This is a genomic window from Chryseobacterium sp. A321 (assembly GCF_054489265.1).
In genome coordinates this window covers 2,006,060-2,024,192 of record NZ_JBTMWZ010000001.1, presented here as the reverse complement: position 1 = coordinate 2,024,192, position 18,133 = coordinate 2,006,060, and the positions used below count along the sequence as shown (strand labels likewise).

13 protein-coding genes are annotated in these 18,133 nt (G+C 41.4%); 7 read left to right on the top strand and 6 right to left on the bottom strand.

Features of this window, described 5'->3' with window-relative positions; all coding sequences use genetic code 11:
• Positions 1-39: 39 nt before the first annotated feature.
• Together ACX3PZ_RS09450 and ACX3PZ_RS09445 are read right to left on the bottom strand one after the other, a co-directional pair.
• Entirely contained in the window at positions 40-696 is a 657-nt protein-coding gene (locus ACX3PZ_RS09450) for a GDSL-type esterase/lipase family protein (protein WP_459112631.1), read from the bottom strand.
• Between the two features lie 29 nt (positions 697-725).
• Entirely contained in the window at positions 726-1,889 is a 1,164-nt protein-coding gene (locus tag ACX3PZ_RS09445) for an iron-containing alcohol dehydrogenase (RefSeq protein ID WP_459084175.1), read from the bottom strand.
• Between the two features lie 410 nt (positions 1,890-2,299).
• On the opposite strand from ACX3PZ_RS09445, the gene ACX3PZ_RS09440 reads away from it, so the two are divergent.
• Complete coding sequence (locus ACX3PZ_RS09440) at positions 2,300-3,424, top strand: DegT/DnrJ/EryC1/StrS family aminotransferase (RefSeq protein ID WP_459084173.1); 1,125 nt, start codon at positions 2,300-2,302, stop codon at positions 3,422-3,424.
• A gap of 12 nt (positions 3,425-3,436) precedes the next feature.
• A complete protein-coding gene (gene galE / locus ACX3PZ_RS09435; protein WP_459084172.1) occupies positions 3,437-4,477 on the top strand; it encodes a UDP-glucose 4-epimerase GalE in 1,041 nt (346 codons plus the stop codon).
• Between the two features lie 98 nt (positions 4,478-4,575).
• Here galE and ACX3PZ_RS09430 read toward each other — a convergent pair whose 3' ends face one another.
• The 4 genes from ACX3PZ_RS09430 to pnuC all read right to left on the bottom strand — a co-directional run bounded on the left by ACX3PZ_RS09430 (position 4,576) and on the right by pnuC (position 9,837).
• Positions 4,576-7,107, bottom strand: a complete 2,532-nt coding sequence (locus ACX3PZ_RS09430) for a TonB-dependent receptor domain-containing protein (RefSeq protein ID WP_459084171.1) — start codon at positions 7,105-7,107, stop codon at positions 4,576-4,578.
• A 161-nt stretch (positions 7,108-7,268) separates the two neighbouring features.
• On the bottom strand, positions 7,269-8,297 hold the full coding sequence (gene mltG / locus ACX3PZ_RS09425; protein ID WP_459084170.1) for an endolytic transglycosylase MltG: 1,029 nt from the start codon (positions 8,295-8,297) through the stop codon (positions 7,269-7,271).
• Positions 8,298-8,318: 21 nt separating this feature from the next.
• Positions 8,319-9,095 carry a diaminopimelate epimerase gene (dapF, locus tag ACX3PZ_RS09420; protein ID WP_459084169.1) on the bottom strand — a complete coding sequence of 259 codons (777 nt, stop codon included), beginning with the start codon at positions 9,093-9,095 and terminating at the stop codon, positions 8,319-8,321.
• 46 nt (positions 9,096-9,141) lie between these two features.
• A complete protein-coding gene (gene pnuC / locus ACX3PZ_RS09415; protein ID WP_459084168.1) occupies positions 9,142-9,837 on the bottom strand; it encodes a nicotinamide riboside transporter PnuC in 696 nt (231 codons plus the stop codon).
• Positions 9,838-10,021: 184 nt separating this feature from the next.
• Between pnuC and ACX3PZ_RS09410 the strand changes: the two genes are divergently transcribed.
• From ACX3PZ_RS09410 to ACX3PZ_RS09390, 5 genes are all read left to right on the top strand, one after another.
• Positions 10,022-11,698, top strand: a complete 1,677-nt coding sequence (locus ACX3PZ_RS09410; RefSeq protein WP_459112630.1) for an amino acid permease — start codon at positions 10,022-10,024, stop codon at positions 11,696-11,698.
• A 53-nt stretch (positions 11,699-11,751) separates the two neighbouring features.
• Positions 11,752-12,774, top strand: coding sequence for a WD40/YVTN/BNR-like repeat-containing protein (locus ACX3PZ_RS09405; protein WP_459084166.1), 1,023 nt, complete (start codon positions 11,752-11,754; stop codon positions 12,772-12,774).
• An 89-nt stretch (positions 12,775-12,863) separates the two neighbouring features.
• Positions 12,864-14,228: an oxygen-independent coproporphyrinogen III oxidase gene (hemN, locus tag ACX3PZ_RS09400; protein WP_459112629.1), complete on the top strand. Its 1,365-nt coding sequence runs from the start codon at positions 12,864-12,866 to the stop codon at positions 14,226-14,228.
• A gap of 200 nt (positions 14,229-14,428) precedes the next feature.
• Positions 14,429-17,323, top strand: a complete 2,895-nt coding sequence (gene secD / locus ACX3PZ_RS09395) for a protein translocase subunit SecD (protein WP_459112628.1) — start codon at positions 14,429-14,431, stop codon at positions 17,321-17,323.
• Positions 17,324-17,451: 128 nt separating this feature from the next.
• Complete coding sequence (locus tag ACX3PZ_RS09390; RefSeq protein WP_459084162.1) at positions 17,452-18,057, top strand: bifunctional nuclease family protein; 606 nt, start codon at positions 17,452-17,454, stop codon at positions 18,055-18,057.
• The last annotated feature ends 76 nt before the right edge of the window (positions 18,058-18,133 follow it).

Sequence of the window (18,133 nt, the reverse complement as noted above, 5' to 3'; positions counted from 1 at the left end):
CCTATTGCTTTGATTCTTTGTAACCGTCCTTTGCTACATTTATTTTAGATAGGGAGCAATGACCTTCGCCCAATTCTGGTAGCCTTTTGGATTTAAATGCAAAAGGTCTTTCAAAAAGAGTTCGGTTCGAGGGTTTCCATCTTTGTCCTCAATCGAGGGGTTAATTTCAATATAGGAAGAGTTCTCTTTGCTTTCTACAAACTGTTTGATTAGAGCATTTCCTTTTTCCATTTCAGGCCACAGCGATTCGCGACTCGGTGAATGTTTCATGGATAGGTAATCGATTTGAGCCTCAGGATACCTCGTACGAAGGGTATTGTAAAGCGTTTCAAATCTTTCTCGTACTTGCTCTGCTTTTGCAGGTTCTACATCGTAGGCAATGTCATTTTCTCCACAATACACCAGTATTTGTTTGGGCGTGGGAACCTCTAGAAGTTCCTTAATATAAAAATTTACGTCGACAAGTCTTGACCCTCCAAACCCGAAATTAATGAATTTTTTAGTCGGGAAATAGTCTCCAACATCTTGCCACATGGTCAAGGATGAACTGCCTAGCAACAGAATGGCATCAGAAGGCAGGTTTTCAGTGGTTTTCTTTGAATTAAGCGATTGGATATCAGACCAAAAGGCGGGCTTCTCCTGCGTAAAGGCAAATGTAAAGCATAGCAGTAATAGAAAGGAGATGTATTTTTTCATTTTTATTTATTTTTGCTCTTCGGCGTAGGTTAATAACTATTTTCGACAATTTTTCGAGCGATTTCAGGGGTTAAATCCTTTCGTTCGCCCTGCAATAGCCAACCTCGGTCGGTAAAAGCTTTCTCCACCTTCTCGCCCGAGTCTTGAAAATCGTTTGTGTACTCTGATAATTTGGTTTGAATGTCTAAGGAATGGAAGAACTCTTCTAATTTTTCAATTCCCTGCTTTGCTTTCTCTTCAAGTGAACCTTGCGTTATATTCCAAACACGCTCGGCATATTGCGCTAGTTTTTCTTTCTTGTTTTCAAACATAGTTCGATAGTGTGAGGGGGCAATAATGGCAAGTGTTCTTGCGTGGTCAATTCCATACTGCGCTGTCAGTTCATGCCCTATGGCATGTACAGACCAATCCGTAGGTACCCCCTTTGCAATGAGTCCGTTAAGCGCCATCGTGCAGGCCCACATGAAATCGGATGCGTTCTTATAATCAAACGGACCTTTTAATAGAGGAGTGCTAACTTCTTGAAGCGTTAAGAGAATGCTTTCGCTAAAGCGATCTTGTAGTTTTGCATCCGTAGGGTAGGTGAGGTATTGTTCTAGAACGTGGGTGTAGGCATCTGCTATTCCGTTGGCAATTTGTCTTGTGGGTAGAGATTTAATGACTGTCGGGTCAAGCACAGAGACCGTAGGAAAGAGACCCGGACCCCCAGAAGATAATTTTTCGTTCGTTTCTTTTCTTGAAATCACATATCCGGAATTCATTTCGGATCCTGTGGCAGGAAGCGTTAAAACGGTGGCGAACGGTAACGCCTCATTTGTATGGGTGCGAACCCGCTTACTCACAAGGTCCCAAGGTTCCCCTTTGTAGCACGCTGCCGCGGCAAGAAATTTCGTGCCGTCAATCACAGAGCCTCCGCCCACGGCAAGCAAATAATCAATCGAGTTCGATTTAATCACTTTTAAAGCCTCTAAAAGTACCGAATACTCGGGATTGGCAGGAATGCCTTGGAATTCAAGAACCTCATGGGATTTCAGTGCCGATTTCACTTGATCGTAAATTCCATTTTTCTTAATACTGCCGCCTCCATAGAGAATTAAAACCTTTGCGTCTGCAGGAATTTCCCTTGCTAGGTTTTCAATTTGTCCTTCCCCGAATAAAATCTTCGTCGGATTTTTATAGTCAAAATTTAACATTGTATCTTTTTGTTCAAAATTACGAAGTATTTTTAAGAATCTGTGGCATCCCTCGGTGTTTTTTAAAATCTTATTAAACCATTATTACTATACTACAACTATATAAGAACTATAGTAGAAGTTTATTAATAGATACGATTGGAAGTGGACTGAAAGTGTATGCATTAAATCATGGAATCTAGGAAAGTCTTAAGATTTTTTACGCTCTTGCGAGGCTAATTTCGATGTTCAATTCGAGGAGGGTTTTTCGTCTTTCCGGCAGTTCGACAGCGCATTTATCCTTTCAGTTCCAGGTATAGAAAATCAAGGGAGAAAATCCAAAGAAAATTTTCATACTTGCCTTAATAAACGTATTTTTGAGCAATTAAGACAGATACGTCGAAGGACGAACAGCAAAAAAAGAGCAAAAGATGAAAAAGATTCAAATGGTTGATCTCCAGAGTCAATACTTTAAAATAAAACCGGAAGTAGATAATGCGGTTCTAAACGTAATGAAGTCAGCAGCGTTTGTAAACGGTCCTGAAGTGGAATGGTTTCAAAAAGAACTGGAAGAATATTTAGAAGTGGGCCACGTGATTCCTTGTGCAAACGGGACAGACGCATTGCAAATTGCGTTAATGGCTTTAGGTCTTAAAGAAGGAGATGAGGTGATTACAGCAGATTTTACTTTTGCTGCTACGGTGGAGGTAATTCATTTGTTGAAATTGAAAGCGGTGCTGGTCGATGTGAATTACAATACGTTTACCCTAGATCCTGAGGCTGTGAAAAAAGCCATCACTCCTAAAACCAAAGCCATCATCCCTGTGCATTTGTTTGGACAATGCTGTGAGATGGAATCGATACTAGAAATTGCAAAAGCAAACCAGCTTTACGTCATTGAGGACAATGCCCAAGCCATTGGAGCAGAGTATACCTTCGCAAACGGTGATGTGAAAAAATCGGGTACCATGGGAACTCTTGGAACCACCTCTTTCTTTCCCTCCAAGAACCTAGGTTGTTACGGAGACGGGGGTGCATTGTTTACCCAGGACGACGATTTAGCTTATAAAATTCGAGGCATTGTCAACCACGGTATGTACGAACGTTATTACCATGACGAGGTGGGTGTGAATTCTCGATTGGATAGCATTCAAGCGGCCGTACTTCGTCGCAAACTACCCAATTTAGATTTGTACAATGAGGCTCGCCGAAAAGCAGCGGATTATTACGACGAGGCATTTAAAGATCATAAGTCTGTTTTAATTCCAGCACGAAATGAGAATTCGTCTCATGTTTTTCATCAGTATACGTTAAGAGTGACAAACGGCAAAAGAAATGAACTTCGTGAATTCCTAGCCGAGAAGGAGATTCCTGCCATGATTTATTATCCAGTTGCCCTTCGCAAACAAAAAGCATACTATCAACCTAGCAATGACGAAGATTTCGTTCACACAGACCGTCTTTTAGACGAGGTGATTTCGCTTCCGATGCATACGGAACTGGATGACGAGCAACTGAAATACATTTGTGATAGTATTCTAGAATTTTTTAATTAAAGAACATACACGATGGCAATTTTAGTGACCGGTGGACTCGGATATATTGGTTCGCACACAGTGGTTGAACTTCTAAATTCTGGTTTTGAGGTCGTAATCGTGGACGATTTGTCCAACTCTGAGAAGTTTATCCTTGATAATATTGAAGAAGTTAGTGGGAAAAGACCGGTGTTTTATCCCTTTGATTTAAAACGACGAGAATTGCTAAGCCAGCTTCTCGATGCGCATACCATTGAAGGCTGTATCAACTTTGCGGCCTTTAAGGCGGTAGGAGAGAGTCAAGTGAAACCCATGGACTATTATGAAAACAATTTGTTTTCACTGCTCAATCTCTTGCAAGAATTTAAAGAGAGAAATATGGGTAATTTTATCTTTAGCTCTTCCTGTACTGTGTATGGGCAAGCAGATCAAATGCCCATAGAAGAATCCACTCCGCTTAAAACCCCAGAGAGTTCCTACGGGAAGACCAAACAGATGGGAGAAGAGATATTGATGGATTTCGCTCGAGCGCACCAGCGCAAAGTATCCTTACTTCGGTATTTTAATCCAATTGGAGCTCATCCCTCAGCAAAACTTGGCGAACTTCCAATAGGAATTCCTAATAATTTAGTGCCGTTTGTCACGCAAACTGCTGCTGGAATTCGCGAAAAACTACTGATCTACGGAGACGATTACCCAACCCCAGATGGAACCGCAATACGTGATTATATCTACGTGGTGGATTTAGCCAAAGCGCACGTGGCAGCCTTGCAAAAGTTAATGCAGAACCCTAACTCCACCGTGCTTGATATTTACAATTTAGGAACAGGCAAAGGATCCTCAGTTTTGGAAGTAGTGCATGCGTTTGAAGAGGCAAATTCAATCAAGGTACCCTATGAAATCACCGCTCGTAGAGCAGGCGATATTACTTCTGCTTATGCGGATGCGTCTAAGGCAGAACGTGAATTAAATTGGAAAGCAAATACCTCTCTGCGCGATGCGCTTAAAACAACATGGGAGTGGCAAAAATACCTCAAATCGAGAGCAAGTGATAGCAGTGGGATATCTTTTTAATAGAAAACTCACTCTTCCTACAAATACGAAAACTGGCCTAGAGAGATTCTCTAGGCCAGTTTTGTTTTCCTTTAGCATGAGCTTGCTAAAGCATTTGATTACATCGGTGGCATTTCGTCTTCGCCAGCCTCTGCATTGCTATTAATGTCTTTCTTTCTCTTAGGTTGATCCACTCGGTCTCCTTCTCTAAATCGATATGTAAAGGATAGAGAGAATTGTCTAGGCTGCCATTGCATGTAAGATTCTCTTTGGAATCCGTCTCCGTACGTAAAGTTCGTTCTGTTTCTAGTATTGAAGATGTCTTGGATGTTAAAGCTAAACGTACCGTTTCCGTTCCAAATCGTTTTGGAAGCTCCTAAATTAAGAGCGTACATTGCATCTCTTTTGGAAGTGTCTGTTTCTTCTCCTCCTCTGTAGAATCCTTGCAATTGTACATTAAGAGTCTTGTCAATTTTAAACGTGGTATTAAGTCTAGCTCTTTGTGAGAATCCTTTTCCGTTAAAGGACATCGAAGTGGGAGTTTCAACACCGTCAATTAGGGTTGTATAATTAAATTCTCCTTCAGAACGGTATCCATAGAGGTCTAAACTACCCATTAGCTTTAACCAGCTGAAAGGATCGTAAGTAAAGTTCATGTCTAAACCGTAGCGATCTTCGAATCCGATATTGTAGGGTTTGGTTTCAAATCTTTGACGCTCGAAATTGTAAATGTTGACCATTTGCGTTTCGTCTTTTTCGTGATTGTAATAAAGCGTCGGGTTGAAGGTTATTTTTGATTTTTGGAAACTGTACCCAAATTCAAAAGAGTCTACATAGGAAGGGTTCAAGTCTGGGTTTCCGCTAAAGATGTTGTCACTGTCGTTGTAACTGTTAAACGGAACTAGGAACCAAGATCTGGGTCTGTTAATCCGTTTTGAGTAGTTTAATAACAACTGATTGTTTTCGGTTAGATTGTAGCTTAAAAACACAGAAGGGAAGAAGTTGCTGTACGATTTACTAATGGCCGGTTCTGTATTGGTGAGACTTCTAAAATCCACGTCAATTTTTGAAAGCTCCGTTCTTAAACCAAGTTGGTATGCGAAATTGTCTCCAATTTTGCTTTTGAATTGAGCGTAAAATGCATTGAACATTTCTTTGTAGTTCGTCACGGATGTGAAATCAGGATTCACGACGCCTTCGTTCCATACAGCGTAATCGTAATCGTTGTTACGAGAGTCAAAACGGTATCCCGCCTCAATTTTTGAATACTCTCCGATCGGAAGCTCATAATCTACTTTTGCGACCACAGAGCGGTTTTTTGTTTCTTGAGCCGTTTGGTCCATTGTATTATACGCTGGAATTCTGGTTTCAAAAATATCGCTTGAGTTCGTGGACTCGTTATTTTGAAGACTTACCGAGGCAGCGATTGTGGATCCTTTGTCCCCAATCTCGTGGTCAATACCAAAATCCGCTTGGAAGGCGTTGTTGTTATTAATTCCACTAGTTCTTCTTTCTTTGCTGATCGGATACTGCGCCGTTGCGTTGTCCCTTGTAATTCCACTGTAATCACTTTCTGTTGAGATTACACTTTCGTTTTCTCCTTCGTAATGACGAAGAGTTACCGACCCGTTTACAGACGTTCGATCCGATAGGTCATAAACCAATCCAGCCGTACCGTTGTAATTTTTCATTTCGTTGTTGGTCACGGTATTGCTGTTGGAACGTAGAAGTTGATATAGGGTACCTCGATCGTCAAAGGTCGCATTGTTATAGCTGTTTCCTTCTGATTTACGGTATCCTCCTCCGCCATTTAGGAACCAAGTCGCGTTCCCACGTCTCCAGCTTAAATTGGTATTAAGACTCGTGTTAGGCAAGTACCCTAGCGTTCCGGTTACACTCCCGTTAAATCCAATTCTCTTGTTCTTCTTTAAGATGATATTTAAAATCCCTGCGGTTCCAGAGGCTTCGTATTTAGAAGAAGGGTTGGTAATGACTTCAATTCGATCAATCTGATCTGCAGGAATGGTTTGAAGAGCATTCGCCCCGTCGTCAATTCCTAGTAAAGCGGACGGTTTTCCGTTAATTAAAAAACGAATGTTTGAGTTTCCTCTCATGGAGACTGTTCCATCGGTATCCACAGAAACAGAAGGAACGTTTTGAAGAACATCCTGCAAGTTTCCTCCTTTGCTAATCACGTCGCTAGATGGATCGTAAGTTCTCTTGTCTAGTTCCACCTTATAAGGTTTTGTGGTGGCGGTCAGAGTAATTCCCTCAATGTTGGCTGTAGGCGCCATGGTCATGTTGCTTTCAGGTTCTAAAACGATCGATCCTAGGACCCCAGCATTTAGGGTTCGTCCTGAAGATACGTACTTTTTAAAGTCGATAGCCTCGACCGTGATATCGAAAAGTCCTGGGACGATTTGAAGCTCGTAATGACCGTTTTCATCGGTCAGCGTAGCATCGCTATATAATAAATCGCTCTTGCTAGAGAATGCAATTGAAGCATAGGGTACGGGGTTGTTTGCCTTGTCCACTACATTTCCGCTGACACTTACTTTTTCTTGTGCAAAGGCAAAAGCGGCCGCCGAAAGTAAAAGAGTTAACCCCAGAGTTTTTCTGGTTAGTTTTTGAGTAATTTCTGTCTGAATCATCAAGTTAATTTTACGCAAAATTCAAGTGAATTTTGTTAGTTCTACATGTAAATAAGAGTAATTTTAATTTGCACGGATCGTTCCCGATTTCCGTACTACCCCCATTAGACGTAAGAATCCCCTAAATGTTAAAAACAAAAATTCTTAAAATGTGTTAAAGTTTATTTTGATGCGGTTTGTCGATCAAGCCACTGCTGGTAATTTCGCGCATTTTGGGCATGTTCGATGTCGCTCGAAGTGAAACGATGGAGTCCAGGACGCTGAGGATCAGCGGCCATGAAGATGTATCCGTGTGATTCTGGATTTAGTACTGCATCAAGAGAAGATTTATCCACCACGCAAATCGGACCGGGCGGAATTCCTTCGTTCGCATACGTATTGTAGGGAGAGGGGTAGCGAAGATGTTTATAATAGACACGTTTGATCTCAGTTTGGAACCCTGTGTCTTTTCGGTGCGCATAGATTACGGTGGGATCGCTTTGAAGTTTCATTCCTTTTCGGTAGCGATTTAAATAGAGTCCTGCAATGGTTTTTTGTTCGTCTGGTTTTCCTCCTGATTCTTTGTAAACAATCGAGGCAAGAGCGTAGATTTGATTTCGTGTTAACCCAAGGGCTTTTTCTTTTGCGATTCTCTCAGGAGTCCAAAAGGAATTGTACTGGGTTTCAAATCGCTCAAAAAATTCTTGTGGGGACACGGTCCAAAAGAAATTATAAGAATCGATTAAGAAGTATTTTTTTAAATCCTCGGCATTCGAAAGTCCTTTGGATTTTGCAATTTTATCAAATTCTCTAATGAACGTTAGCGAATCGGCCTGTGTTTTTCTCGCCACACGCCCCATCATTTGGTATACATCACTAAAATCTCCAATTCGGAATGTAATGTCTACTTGGTTCCCATTTTTAAGCATTTGAACCAACTCTTGAGAGGTTTTTCCTTCCACTACTTTATATCGGCCGGCGTGATGTCTTTTTTCCAAATCCTCCTTTTTGGCCACTTTTTCGAAGCGATCCATGTCTTGGATAAAGGGTCGAATGCTGTCTAGGATTTGTGCGTAGGAAGCGTTACTTGCCACATGAAAGTACCCTTCTTTTTTTACATTATTGGTCTTGAAATTTAAAAAATATTGAACTCCCCAGAAGGCAAGTAGAACCAGGACGAGGGCAAGAATTAGTTTGCTGTTTTTTTTCATTCGATTAAATTAAAAAGATCCTTACAATTGAATTTCTGTTTTAAAAACTCTAAGGGCAGGACCCTCTAACCAAATGTTAGAAAATTCAGTGCCATTCTTTTCCGCCTTTACGACTAATTCTCCTCCTTTAACTTTTATATTTACCTTTTCCAGATCCTGGTCTTGTAAATAGGTGAGGGCTGCGGCTGTGACTCCCGTTCCACAGCTATAAGTTTCGTCTTCGACCCCTCGTTCGTACGTCCGAACAAAGAGAGAATTGGTTCCTAAAACTTGCACAAAATTCACATTAATTCCCTGGGATTTAAACAGATCGGAATTTCGAATTTGACGACCCTTCTCAAAAACAGGGTACTCTTCTAACTTCTCTACGTAGGTTACGTAATGAGGGGAGCCTGTGTCCACAATGCTTGCCTTTTCTAGCGTCTGAATTTCCTTTACATCAATCATCTTTAAAGTGACAATGTCTCCGGCGATAGAAGCCTCGTGGTGTCCGTCAATGGCGCTAAATTTACACTGCTCCTGAATAATTCCTAAATCCCTTGCAAAGGCAACAATGCATCTACCTCCGTTCCCGCACATCGTGCTTTCACTGCCGTCTGCATTGTAATACACCATTTTAAAATCCAAAGCCTCATCCTCTTCCAGAAGGATCAGCCCGTCTGCTCCAATTCCGAACCTTCGATCGCACCATTTCGCAATGAGTGCTTTGTTTTCTTTAGGAAAACCGCCCTGGCGGTGATCCACAAGAATAAAATCATTGCCGGTTCCTTGGTATTTGTAGAATGTAAATTGAGCCATCTTATATTATGCTATTGAGGGGGTAAATATACTAAAAAGTAGAGTTTTATTGGGGCGATGACTCTAGTGTAGTAGAGGTTTTGCTTAATGCTGCGCTTTTTTTCCACTCCAGATAGCCGATTACGGCCATTAGCGTGAAAACAAAATATTGGAAGGAGGTAATTGCAAGTCCTTTATAGATGAAAATAGGAATGCAAATTAAATCCCCTAGAATCCAGAAAATCCAATTTTCTACCTTTTGTTTGGCCATGAGCCACATTCCCACTAAAAAGACAGAGGTCGTAAAGACATCAAGCCAATTGGCCCAATCCAAATGGTAGAGTCCCAAGGAGACTCCCTCAGTAGAGAAGCCCTGGTCAATGGCCGGTTTGTAATAGTAAACGAGGGTCACAAGCACGAGGCTGAGAAGAAAAAGTCCAAAACTAAAAATCCACTCCTTTTTCGAAGTCCTTTTTACTTCAATGTGCACGTGATCATTTGAATTTTGGTACCAAAGAATCCAGCCGTATACGCTCATAAATGTATAATAGACATTGATCATCATGTCGCCCAAAAGTCCGAAGACAAAAAGAATGTACACATACATTGCAGTGGAAATAATTCCTGTGGGATACACCCAAATGTTTTTTTTAATGGAGAAGAAAACACTGAGAAGACCAAAGAATGCGGCTAGTATTTCAAGCACGATCTGGTAGGCTTCATAACTTTCGTAGGGGGAGATTAAAAGTTCGTAGAAATTCATTAGTCAAATATATTAGAATTTCTTTGAAATTGAATTATCAAACATCCGCAAAAGGGCAAATTCCTTAATCGAAACCAAAGAAATTATTCAATACCCTTCCCTCAATTTTTTTTCAATAATAATGGGATAAAATAGTTAATAGTTCGTAAAAATTTATACTTTTGGAAAATCAAAATATTTAAACATGTCAAATTTGTGGAGGACTAAACCTCTTAATCAACTATTAGCAGAGGCAGAGGAGTCTGAAAAAGGACTTAAGAAAACACTAACCGCAAGTTCCCTTGTAGCCCTAGGGATTGGTGCAATTATCGGTGCTGGATTGTTTTCGATCACCGGAATGGCAGCAGCCAACCATGCAGGGCCTGGAATTATGGTGTCCTTCATCATCGCTGCGTTGGGTTGTGCCTTCGCAGGATTGTGTTATGCAGAATTTGCCTCTATGATTCCTGTGGCCGGTAGTGCTTATACCTATTCGTACGCCACTATGGGTGAATTTATCGCCTGGATTATCGGTTGGGATCTTGTTTTAGAATATGCGGTGGGTGCTGCTACGGTCGCCTCGAGTTGGTCGGGGTATTTAGGAAAGTTCTTTTCCAATTTTGGAGTCGCACTCCCCGAGAGATTTATGATGACCCCCTTTGATATTACTTCCGCAGGAGAAGCCGGTCTGGTCAATTTGCCGGCTGTGTTTATTGTGGTGATTATGTCCCTGGTGCTCATCAAAGGAACCAGTGAATCCGCATGGGTCAATGGAGCGATCGTGATCTTGAAGGTAGCCATTGTGATTATCTTTATTGTCATTGGATTTAATTATATCAAACCTGAGAATTTAACTCCGCTAATTCCGGAGAATACCGGAAAATTTGGAGAATACGGCTGGTCGGGAGTCATACGGGCGGCGGCCATTGTTTTCTTTGCCTATATAGGCTTTGATGCAGTTTCCACTGCAGCGCAGGAAACCAAAAATCCGAAGAAAGCCATGCCTATTGGGATTTTAGGATCGCTTATTATTTGTACTGTACTCTATATCGTGTTCGCTTATGTGATGGTAGGAGTCGTGCATTACAAAGAATTTACCGCCGGTGGCGGTGGCGATCACTTAGCGCCTGTGGCCATTGCCATTGAAGCGATGGGTGACGTCGTAAATGGAGTGGTGGTTCCTGCTTATCCTTGGCTTAACACCTCTATTATCGTAGCGATTTTGCTTGGATATTCTTCCGTGATCCTTGTGATGTTAATGGGACAAAGCCGTGTGTTCTACTCCATGAGTAAGGACGGACTGCTTCCCAAAGCGTTTTCAGAAATACATGAAAAATTTAGAACTCCATTTAAAGCCAATTTGTTTTTCCTTGTGTTTGTGAGTCTATTTGCGGCTTTCATTCCGGGACGAGTGGTAGGAGAGATGACCAGTATTGGAACTCTATTTGCCTTTATCTTGGTTTGTGTGGGTGTACTTGTGATGCGTAAAACGCAGCCCGATGCGCCTCGTGGATTCCGAACTCCTTTGGTTCCCCTTATTCCAATTCTTGGTATTTTGGTATGTTTTGGAATGATGGCTTTCCTTCCTTTTGACACCTGGATTCGACTTGTGTGCTGGATGATGATTGGTCTGGATGTGTATCTATATAGAGGAATTCGTAATTCCTTCCTTGGAAAACAGAATGAAACGACGCACGATCCTAAAAATTATCGAATTACAGCGCTTTCAGGTGTGATTTTAACCCTTGCATTAGCGGTTCTCACATTCCTGCATCATCAAAATGCAGAAACGGACGATTCAGGTCTTATTATATTCTCAGTAGGGATGATTGTTATCCATTCAATCTACTACTCCTACCAGTATTTTAAAAATAGAAAATAAGTTTCACTTAATGCAGCAATCCTAGCTCCTAAAGCTAGGATTGCTTTTTTAGTATGAAGAATAGATATCCAATGGGAGTAGTGGTGTTTTTACTACTCCTAAGCCAAGGCCTATGGGCCCAAAAAAGCTCCGTTCTTTTGAAGGACGACATCAGCATTCGAAGTATTTCAATTTACAAGGGAAAGGTTTTTTATGCGGGATCTAAATCCAAGATTGGGTATGTGAGCCTTCACAGGCCTAGCGATCAAAAGCAAATTCAGGTCTCTCAGCCCAACTTAGAGTTTCGATCTCTGGGGCGCCATGGGAAATTCTTTTATGCGACCTCCATCGATACGCCTGCTTTTTTCTATAAGATAAACGTGAAAACACTAGAAGCCACACTTCTTGGAAAAGACGAGTCTAAATCTGCATTTTACGATGCCATCCATTTTACAAACTCAGGAGAGGGTTGGACCTTCAGTGATTCGGACACGAGTTGTCCTCGAATCGCAAAATTTAATTTCGCTACGGAAACTTGGGATATGCAGTCGTGCGATGAGCTTCCTACCTTAGCCATAGGAGAAGCTGCTTTTGCTGCAAGCAATACCAACATTGCTTCGAAGAAAGATCGGCTATGGATTGCAACGGGAGGAATTAAGTCTAGAATCTTGCGACGTGATAAGGGAGTATGGAAAAGGTTTGAAACACCGTTTGTCCAAGGCATTTCTTCGAGTGGAATGTATTCAATTGATTTTTATTCTGAAACCCTTGGAATTGCCGTGGGAGGAGATTACACAAACCAGACTTTGAATAAAGGGGTGATTGCAACGACGAGAGACGGAGGGGAAACTTGGGAACTACAGGCCGAGGGAAAAAATGCAGGGTATTCCACTTGCGTCAAATACAGACCAGGGTCCAAGGGGAAACAAATTGTGGCCCTTGGAGACCAGCACCTTTCCTTTTCAGAAGACGCAGGTAAAACCTGGCGTGTGCTTTCCAATGAGAAAGGACTCTACGCCTGCGAATGGCAAAATTCAAATACGCTGATCGCCGCGGGTCGTGGCAAAATTGTAAAATTTGATTTTAAAGGACTCTAGGCAAATGAGCCAACTTCTCGCATGAGGCTGATAGATGATATTATTCAGTTTTGAAATTGAGACTCTATTATAATTTGTATTTTTGCCTCATGAATCAAACGCTCATCGATAAATACAACATTCCTGGACCTAGGTATACTTCTTATCCTACGGTCCCTTTTTGGGAAGAGTCTGAGTTTTCCACTGAAAAATGGGAAAGCTCTGTGATTAAAGCTTACAAAGAAAGCAATGCCTCCGAGGGCATTTCTATTTATATTCATTTGCCATTCTGCGAAAGTTTATGCACCTTTTGTGCCTGCCACAAACGCATCACGAAACAGCATACGGTAGAAACTCCTTATTTAGAAACGGTTTTAAAAGAATGGGATCTTTATTTGGGTCTTTTCGAAAATGAGGTTCCAATTATTAAAGAACTTCATTTGGGAGGAGGAACTCCCACTTTTTTCTCTCCTGAAAATTTAAGATCTCTTTTAGAAGGGATTTTTAAAAAGGCAAAAATTGCACAGAATCCGGAGTTTAGTTTTGAAGGTCATCCCAACAATACCACTGAGGCACATTTACAAACTCTTTACGATTTAGGGTTTAGACGCTGTAGTTTTGGAGTGCAGGATTACGATCCCAAAGTTCAAAAGGCAATCAACCGAATTCAATCGTATGAGAATGTGGAGAAAGTAACTCGCCTTGCGCGAGAAATAGGATACACCAGTGTGTCCCATGACCTAATCTTTGGACTTCCTCACCAGAATTGGGAGAAAATGAACGAGACCATTTTAAAAACCATGACCTTAAAGCCAGACCGAATTGCATTTTATTCGTATGCGCACGTGCCTTGGATAAAAGGAGTGGGACAAAGAGGATTTGACGAAAATGACCTACCAAGTGGTGAAGAAAAACGCAAATTGTATGAAAATGGAAAGAATCTTCTTGAAAACTTGGGCTACATAGAAATCGGAATGGACCATTTCTCTTTGGAGAAAGACGATCTTTACCAAAGTTTAAAATCGGGTGAAATCCACCGGAATTTTATGGGCTACTCTTCTAGCAAAACCCAGCTTATGGTGGGACTTGGAATGAGCGCAATTTCTGATAGTTGGTACGCCTTCGCGCAAAATGATAAGTCCGTAGAGGCCTATCAAAAACGCGTGGAAGAAGGGAAACTTCCTGTGGTGAAAGGACACATTTTAACCTCTGAGGATTTGCTTGTGCGTCAGCATATTTTGAATTTAATGTGTCGTTTGGAAACGAGTTGGAACGGGGATAACTACCTTCCTGAATTAGAGAATGCAAAAGAGAGACTCTTTGAAATGCAGCAGGACGGACTGGTGGATTTAAGTGATAACAAAATTAAAATCACGGAAAAAGGAAGAGCCTTTACCCGAAATGTAGCCATGACTCTGGATTTAAGAATGCTTCGCAACAAACCGGAAACGAGGATTTTCTCCATGACCATTTAGAAGCGACATTTTTCTAGTTTCAGACGTTTTGAAAGCGTACTCGAAGTTAGAATCCAGAAAATCCTGCAACTGCTAGGCTTTCTGGATTCTAACTTTGCTACTTTAACAGAGGGAACAAATCGCAAAAGTGCTGTTAAAAAATCCTTAATTGATTTGGAAATCATTATATTTGCCCACGAAAAATTAATGCTGTAATTAAAATGCAAGGAAAAGGACTCATCACACTCGTGGCCATTGTTCTAGGACTTATTTGTCTAAACGAGCTTTTGCCGACGTGGTACTCAGGAAAAATTGAAAAGCAAGCCGAACTAGTGGCGGGAGACGATCCGGTAAAATACCAAAATGAACTCACAAGGCTTTCCAAAGACACTTTAAATCTAGGTTTCACCAAATTATACTATTCCAAAGCGAAGGAAAAGGAAATGAAACTTGGTCTTGACCTTAAGGGCGGGATTAACGTTCTTTTGGAAATTAACCAGAGAGATCTGATCAACAACCTAACCAATTATTCCACCAACCCTGTGCTTATCGAGGCGCTTGACCGCACCGACGAGGGAATGAAAAATTCGACCAAAACGTATGTCGACTTATTCTTTGACCAGTTTGAGATCGTAAACAAGGAGAAAAATGCGAATTTGAAGTTGGCAGATCCAGAGATTTTTGGGAACACCAATTTAACGGAGATAAAGTTCAACTCAACTGACGAAGATGTTCGTAATGTGGTTCGCACTCGAATTGATCTTTCCACGGGTACTGCATACGAAGTAATTAGAACCCGTATTGACAAAATGGGGGTGACTCAACCGAACGTACAAAGAGTACCAGGAACGGGAAGGATTTCTGTAGAAATGCCTGGAGTAAAAGACATTGACCGAGTTAAAAAAATGTTGCAGACCTCTGCAAAACTGCAATTCTGGGAAGTGCAAGAAATTCAGGAGATTTTCCCGTATTTCCAAACCCTTAAGACTTTGGTGGCAACCAAAGGGGATTCTATGGGGGTAGCAAAAGACCTGAATTTTGAATCATTACTTCAATTAAATACGTTGAAATCCAATGGAGTTGCGAATGTAAAACTCTCGGATACAGCAAAAATTAATAAGATTCTTGCAAGCAAAGTGGCCAAGGACGCAAGACCTAACCATATTAAATACACGAAATTTGAATGGGGATACAAGCCGGAAGCGGGAGACCAAGACAATTTGGTTCTTTATGCCGTAAGAGGAAATATCAACCAGAAAGCACCGGTAGACGGAGCAGTAGAAACGGCTAACATTAGTTACGATGAATTAGGTCGTATTGTAGTCGATATGCAAATGGACAGCAAAGGGTCTCGTGATTGGGCTACTTTGACTGAGAAGAATGTGGGAAAACCCGTAGCGGTGACTCTAGACAATGTAGTTTATACTGCGCCCAACGTAGTAAATAAAATCCCGAACGGTAGAACTCAGATTTCTGGGAACTTCACCCAAGAGGATGCGCAAGATTTAGTAAACGTACTTGGAGCAGGTAAACTTCCAGCAGGCGCGAAAATCGTGCAAGCAGAGGTGGTAGGACCTTCACTCGGTGCTGAATCTGTAAGCTCAGGACTGTGGTCCTTTATCATTGCCTTTGGGATCGTAATTTTATATTTGATCTTCTATTATGGTGGTGCCGGTATATACGCTGTTATTGCCATGACGATTAACCTATTCTACCTTATGGGAATCATGGATTCGGTGGATGCTACCCTTACCCTTCCAGGGATTGCAGGGATCGTGCTCTCGATGGCCATGGCGATTGATGCGAACGTAATTGTTTACGAACGAACCAAGGAGGAACTTTTTGCCGGGAAGAACATTAAAGAAGCTTACAACGAAGGATTCAAATTCTCCCTGTCTGCGATTATTGATGGAAACTTAACCTCACTTTTGACGGCGGTGGTACTATATATTTTTGGTACAGGTCCGATTAAAGGGTTTGCTGTCACCTTAGGGATTGGTATTTTAATGTCCATGTTCACCTGTGTACTTCTTACACGTGTCATGATCTTTAGTCGTTTGAACAAAGGGAAAGGACTTTCTGTATGGACTTCTTTGTCCAAAAATATCTTCAGACATACTTGGGTCGATTTCATTGGCAAAAGAAAATATGCCTACATCATTTCTGCAATTATTACTGTGGTATGTATCGTATCGATTGTCACGCAAGGATTTAAATTTGGTGTTGACTTTAATGGGGGACGTAGCTATGTAGTAAGATTTGAACAGCCTGTGGTCGCAAACGATGCCCAAACCAACTTGGAAGGGAAATTTGTCGATGCAGAAGGTGAAAAAAATGCCGTCGATGTGAAAACTTTCGGTAACGAACAACAACTGAAAATTACGACGGACTACCGTGTAAATGAAGAGAGTCTTGCAGCAGATCAGGATGTAGAGGCTAAATTGTTCGAAGGACTCCAGCCGTATCTTCCAAAAGATGCAAGTTTGGAATCATTCCGTAGTTCAGGACAAGAAAAATACGGTATTGTAAGCTCTATTAAAGTAGGACCTACCGTGGCCGATGACATTAAGACAGGGGGCGCACTTGCTCTAATAATCTCCTTAGTGGGTATCTTCCTATACATATTGGTTCGATTCAAAAAATGGCAGTTCTCTGCAGGAGCTGTGGCGTCCCTTATTCATGACTCAGTTGTGATTCTAGGAGCGTACTCTCTTTTGAAAAATGTGATGCCGTTCAGTATGGAAATTAACCAGGACTTTATCGCAGCAATCCTTACCGTTCTAGGGTACTCCATTAACGACACGGTAATTATCTTTGACCGTATTCGTGAATACCTCCAAGATAAGAAGTCAGCGGATTTGAAGAGCCTATTTAACGATTCTATTTCAAGCACACTTGGTAGAACCTTTAACACTGCCTTTATGACCTTCCTTGTGATTCTTGCGATCTTCATTGTAGGAGGTGAGAACTTAAGAGGATTTATGTTTGCTCTTCTGATCGGGGTTGGATTTGGTACGTATTCCACTTGGTTTATTGCCTCAGCAATATCCTATGACCTTTTCCGTAAAAAAGGGTTTAAGCCAGAAGATGGCGAGACAAAAAAACATGTAAAATAAGTAAAAATCAAGTTTGATTTTTATGCGCAATGTCCTTCGAATGAGGGACATTGTGCTTTGAGGAATCGGGCTTGAAACTGCAAGTGGAAAGCGATGCTATCCAATTAATAATTTTTTATATTTGTAAGATGGATTACAAAGAGTTAAATATCCGAGGGATCTCCTATAGCCAGACTCAGTCTGGAGCCTATGCGCTACTTTTGGAACACATTCCGACCCAAATTAAATTGCCGGTCGTGATCGGAAATTTTGAGGCGCAGGCCATTTCTCTTGGACTTGAAAAAGACATTCAGCCGCCTAGGCCCTTGACCCATGATTTGTTTGCGACATTTGTCTCTACCGTGAATTATGAAATGGTCTCCGTGTTAATTTACCAGATTGTAGACGGCGTCTTTTTTTCCAATATGGTCTTTCGGGAATTCGGTACCAGCAAAGAAATCGTGATTGATGCAAGAACTTCAGATGCCGTGGCGATGGCCGTTCGTTTTTCCGCTCCGATATTTACCACCTCGCAAGTACTCGAAGAAGCCGGAATCCTGCTCGAAATTCAAAAAGAGGAGTCAAGTGAGCCTGAATTTAGCCCTTCTCCCAGTGAGTTGGGTTCTCAAGATATATACAACCTACCCCTAGCAGAACTAAAACTTCTTTTAGAACAGGCCGTGAAAGACGAAGATTTTGATGCTGCTCTTGAATTGCAAGAAGAAATCAAAAGAAGGAAAAAGAATCTAGATTAATGACCCAACGCCCTTAAGGCATGCTTTCTTTCAATTAATTAAAAGAACCGCTGCCCAAAAAGGGCTTTTTATTTTG

Excerpts from the sequence above, each read along its gene's own strand:
- ACX3PZ_RS09450 (WP_459112631.1), bottom strand. The coding sequence starts at position 696 with ATGAAAAAATACATCTCCTTTCTATTACTGCTATGCTTTACATTTGCC.
- ACX3PZ_RS09445 (WP_459084175.1), bottom strand. The coding sequence starts at position 1,889 with ATGTTAAATTTTGACTATAAAAATCCGACGAAGATTTTATTCGGGGAA.
- ACX3PZ_RS09440 (WP_459084173.1), top strand. The coding sequence starts at position 2,300 with ATGAAAAAGATTCAAATGGTTGATCTCCAGAGTCAATACTTTAAAATA.
- galE (WP_459084172.1), top strand. The coding sequence starts at position 3,437 with ATGGCAATTTTAGTGACCGGTGGACTCGGATATATTGGTTCGCACACA.
- ACX3PZ_RS09430 (WP_459084171.1), bottom strand. The coding sequence starts at position 7,107 with ATGATTCAGACAGAAATTACTCAAAAACTAACCAGAAAAACTCTGGGG.
- mltG (WP_459084170.1), bottom strand. The coding sequence starts at position 8,297 with ATGAAAAAAAACAGCAAACTAATTCTTGCCCTCGTCCTGGTTCTACTT.
- dapF (WP_459084169.1), bottom strand. The coding sequence starts at position 9,095 with ATGGCTCAATTTACATTCTACAAATACCAAGGAACCGGCAATGATTTT.
- pnuC (WP_459084168.1), bottom strand. The coding sequence starts at position 9,837 with ATGAATTTCTACGAACTTTTAATCTCCCCCTACGAAAGTTATGAAGCC.
- ACX3PZ_RS09410 (WP_459112630.1), top strand. The coding sequence starts at position 10,022 with ATGTCAAATTTGTGGAGGACTAAACCTCTTAATCAACTATTAGCAGAG.
- ACX3PZ_RS09405 (WP_459084166.1), top strand. The coding sequence starts at position 11,752 with ATGAAGAATAGATATCCAATGGGAGTAGTGGTGTTTTTACTACTCCTA.
- hemN (WP_459112629.1), top strand. The coding sequence starts at position 12,864 with ATGAATCAAACGCTCATCGATAAATACAACATTCCTGGACCTAGGTAT.
- secD (WP_459112628.1), top strand. The coding sequence starts at position 14,429 with ATGCAAGGAAAAGGACTCATCACACTCGTGGCCATTGTTCTAGGACTT.
- ACX3PZ_RS09390 (WP_459084162.1), top strand. The coding sequence starts at position 17,452 with ATGGATTACAAAGAGTTAAATATCCGAGGGATCTCCTATAGCCAGACT.